Consider the following 4,280-nt stretch of genomic DNA (forward strand, 5'->3'; position numbering starts at 1 on the left):
GGCAATATTTTCGATGCCGGAAGGCGTATGGCTTGCTCCGTGAGCGAATACCGATTTAACTTTTTTGCTGTTAAGCAGATGCTGCATAATAGATATGTCGTGCGGCGCTAAATCCCAGACAACGTTAACGTCTTGCTGGAAAAGTCCTAAGTTAATCCTCACAGAATCAAAATAGTAAAGGTCGCCGAGACCGTTAGCATCGAGCGTTTCCTTTATTTTCTGAACAGCGGCCGAGTATACGAAAGTATGGTCGACCATAAGCGTTAAGTTTTTCTTAGCGGCGAGGTTTAATAGTTTCTCGGCTTCGGAGACGGAGCTCGTCATCGGTTTTTCGATTAATACATGCTTACCGGCTTCTAACGCCTCTTTGGCAAGTTCATAATGAGTGGAGACAGGCGTGATGATCGCTACGGCATCAATACTTGATTCCCTGAGGAGTGACTTAGCATCGGTATACAGCGGTACATTGGGATACTTTGTCCTTGCGACGGCTCTTCTTTGCTCTCCGAGTTCCGCGATCCCGACCAGTTTCAAATCCGGATTCTCATCAAAATTACGGGCAATATTCGGCCCCCAGTATCCAAACCCGATAACCCCGACTTTTATCATATATTCCATCCCTCCCTGAGATATTTGCGAAACGTAATGTAATCTACATTAACAAATTTGCAACTAAATTATTACCTATGCCCTATCCGCCGCCTCTGCCATTGATCATTATCATAATTGTCTTAAAAATAAGCAGTAAATCAAACCATGGCGATGAATTTCTGATGTAATATAAATCCATCACTATCATTTCGTTATGAGCTACCTCACTTCTACCGGAAACTTGCCAGAGCCCGGTAATTCCCGGCAGAACCTCATTTCTCTTTTTCTGCCATTCATCATAATGCTCATACTCGTAAGGCAAGCACGGCCGGGGTCCTACTACCGCCATGTCCCCCGCTAACACGTTGAAAAACTGCGGCAGCTCATCTAAGCTCGTTCTTCTCAATAACTTACCTACAACCGTGAATTTAGATTCGTCAACGATCTTTTTGGAACCTCCATCAACTTCTCCGCTCCCCTTAATAAAATTTTTCATCACTTCTGTTCTCGAATCATCCTTATCGCTTCCCACGAACATCGTCCTGAATTTATAGAATGTAAATTCATTACCATCTTTACCGATACGCCGCTGCTTATAAATCAAGGAGCCCCGCGAAGTCAGTTTTATTGCAATCATGATCGCTATGAGTAAGGGTGAAATTAAAATGATTATAGCAGCAGAAGCCAGAAAATCAAAAGTTCTCCGAAATTTAGTCCATAACCTTGTATGTGATGACCCGTGCATCCGCACAAGCGGGATGTCCGAGTACTTTTCTACTGCTAATTTATCCGGTATTATTCTATACAATTCGCTGACAACCTGTATGGCAATTTCTGTTCTTTGACAACGCTCGATTAAGCTGATAAGTTCCCCGTAATTTATGTCATCGGGAGCTATAATCAGTTCGTCGATGTTATATTCTGTGACTGTTGACTCTAAATCGTTCATCTTTCCTAACAAGGCCAAATCCTGAAATATCTTCTCTCCAACCTCGCCGCTGTCGCCTATAAAACCTTTGATGGACATCCCGTAAATCACTTTCGTAACTAAGCCGGCAGCTATCATTTTTGCATTTTTCTTTGTCCCGATGATCGCAACGTTTCTCGAATACATTCCCTTATTGGCAAAATAAATGAATATTGACCGGAATATCAGCGTCCTGACGACTATAAGAGATCCTGTCACTGTTATTGCATAATATATAAATAGAAGTCTGCTTTCAAAAACGAAGGAGTATTTTATAACGAACTGTACGATTATTACAAGGATAGTTCCTATTGCTAAGCCCTTAATTATCAAGGATATCTGCGGAAAAAAATCAAGCAGAATGTTTATCTTGTACAGATTGAGCGATTGAAATATGAATAGGTGCGCGACTCCTAAGATCATCACGATTATCAGAACTATTATGAATTCATACCCGTTAAGCCTGAATACGTTTGAGCTCCCGCCAAACCTGAGATTAAAAGCGACCGCATACGACAAGAGTATGAGAACAAGGTCGATTCCGGCTATTACGTATTTGTATTTAGGATAGATCAAATGAGTCTTTCATTTCGATAATAATAAACCTACCGATTCAAAGTAATCAATGCGGCATAAGAATAGCACTAATTATTTCGATTTCGATCGCTCAGGTTTCTAACTTACACCCCCCCTTCGCCTAAAATTGACTTTTGTCAGACACTCTGATTCTGCTTACAAATGTCCCGCATTCCTTCTCAAACCCTCAGCTTTGGTTCTTTTAATGGGGGAACCTTTAAATTCGGCTCTGAACTCGTCGTCAGAAATAGTGCTTGCAAATTCAACGTCGAGTTCCGTCCCCAATTCTGATGGTTGAAATGCGTATTCATCCGTTTCTGTCTGAAAATTATTCCATGGGCAGACTTCCTGGCAGATGTCACACCCGTAAATCCAGCCATTCAAACTCGGCGTATTTTCATCGAATTCGCCTTTGTGCTCGATCGTGAGATAGGAAATACATAAATTCGAGTCTAATATATATGGTTCAACTAAAGCGTTTGTCGGACAGTTATCCAGACAGAGTGTACAACTACCGCAAAAATCCGGAACAGGGAGATCCGATTCTAATTCTAAATCTGTGAATATTTCAGCGAGAAAAAGCCACGACCCCGTCTCTTTTGTCAGCAAATTAGTGTTTTTACCTATCCAGCCGATCCCCGCCCTGACCGCTAAGGCTTTTTCCATAACCGGAGCCGTATCGCAGCACGATTTGAACTTAGCATGCGGATACAATTTCTCCAATTTCCCGGTCATTCTTCTCAACTTCTCGCCGAGAACGTCATGATAGTCTTCACCCCAGGCATAATTCGATATCTTACCCATATTTTTGGCGCCGGAATGCCTGTTCGATGTGTAATAATTAACGCCCAAAGAAATTATAGATCTTGTTCCGGGAAAATATGATTCGGGATTCGTCCTCCAATCAAATTTTTTCTCCATCCATTTCATACTGCCGTGAAAACCGTGGTCAATCCACTCTTTTAATATTTGCCCTTCTTTATCGAGGGGCTGGGCACCCGATACCCCGAAATGCGTAAAACCTACCTCGGTAGCGATTGACTTTATAGTTCGTTTGAGCTCTGTCATAACCGGCTTTAGAAAAGAATCTACTTATAGGTCTTTGATTTATGCAAAATTTGCGCTTGCGTTTTCTGCGTGATATGAAGAACGGACAAGAGGTCCCGATTCGACCGTCGCGAAACCCGATATGAGACCATAGGCTTTGAGTTCGGCGAATTCAAGCGGATGAACGAATCTTTCTACCGGCAGATGCCTCTTCGAGGGCTGTAAATACTGACCAACAGTCAGTATATCACAACCGTGTGATTTTAGATCGCTGATTACTTCCAAAATTTCGTCGAATCTCTCGCCCAATCCGACCATCATACCGCTTTTTGTCACAGCGCCGAAATTTTTCGCTCTTTTTATCAATTCGAGAGACTGCCTGTAATTCGCCTGCGGTCTTACCTTGCGGTAAAGTCTCGGTACGGTCTCGATATTGTGGTTCAAGACGTCCGGCCGGGCATTTAATACGGTCAGGAGCGCTTTATGATCCCCCTTGAAGTCCGGTATCAGCACCTCAACTCTGATTCCGGGTGAGAGTTCCCTGACCTTACTGATAGTTTCGGCAAATATTTCTGCCCCCCCGTCGGGAAGCTCATCTCTGTTAACGGAGGTGATCACAGCATAATTCAGTCCCATTCTCCTTACAGCTTCGGCAACCCGTCGCGGCTCGTCAAGGTCAAGGGTCGTCGGTTTTCCTGTTTTCACGTTACAAAACCCGCACGACCTCGTGCAGATATCCCCGAGTATCATAAACGTTGCCGTTCCGCTCCCCCAGCACTCAGCCATGTTCGGGCAGCGTGCGTCTTCACAAACCGTGTTTAGATCTGATTCCTCCACTATCCGTTTGGTTCGGGTGTACCCCTCGCCCGAAGGCAGACGAACCTTAAGCCAGTCGGGTCTCGCTACGTGATTATGTGATGTTCTGTAAGTCAGAACAGGCAAATCAGATACCCGTCATCGGATCAAATTCGGATAATATTGATGAAACTCGTTCAAGAAATTTCGCTCCATCGGCGCCATCAACTATCCTGTGGTCAAAACCGATTGTCAGATACATTATCCTTCTCCTTTTTCTTCCTTCTTTGACCCCTCCCTCCTG

5 protein-coding genes are annotated in these 4,280 nt (G+C 43.8%); all 5 read right to left on the reverse strand.

What is annotated here, in order from left to right; all coding sequences use genetic code 11:
• Positions 1–618, reverse strand: a 618-nt coding sequence (locus IID12_09860; GenBank protein MCH8289392.1) for a Gfo/Idh/MocA family oxidoreductase, incomplete at its 3' end; no start/stop codon positions are given.
• A gap of 73 nt (positions 619–691) precedes the next feature.
• Entirely contained in the window at positions 692–2,134 is a 1,443-nt protein-coding gene (locus IID12_09865) for a sugar transferase (protein MCH8289393.1), read from the reverse strand.
• A gap of 156 nt (positions 2,135–2,290) precedes the next feature.
• Positions 2,291–3,202 (reverse strand): tRNA epoxyqueuosine(34) reductase QueG, encoded by a 912-nt coding sequence (queG, locus tag IID12_09870; GenBank protein MCH8289394.1) that lies wholly within the window; start codon positions 3,200–3,202, stop codon positions 2,291–2,293.
• Between the two features lie 39 nt (positions 3,203–3,241).
• Positions 3,242–4,123, reverse strand: coding sequence for a lipoyl synthase (gene lipA, locus IID12_09875; protein MCH8289395.1), 882 nt, complete (start codon positions 4,121–4,123; stop codon positions 3,242–3,244).
• Between the two features lies 1 nt (position 4,124).
• On the reverse strand, positions 4,125–4,280 hold a 156-nt coding region (locus IID12_09880; protein ID MCH8289396.1), incomplete at its 5' end, for a 2-oxo acid dehydrogenase subunit E2.

It is taken from the genome of Candidatus Neomarinimicrobiota bacterium (assembly GCA_022567655.1).
Classification (GTDB): domain Bacteria; phylum Fidelibacterota; class SORT01; order SORT01; family SORT01; genus JADFGO01.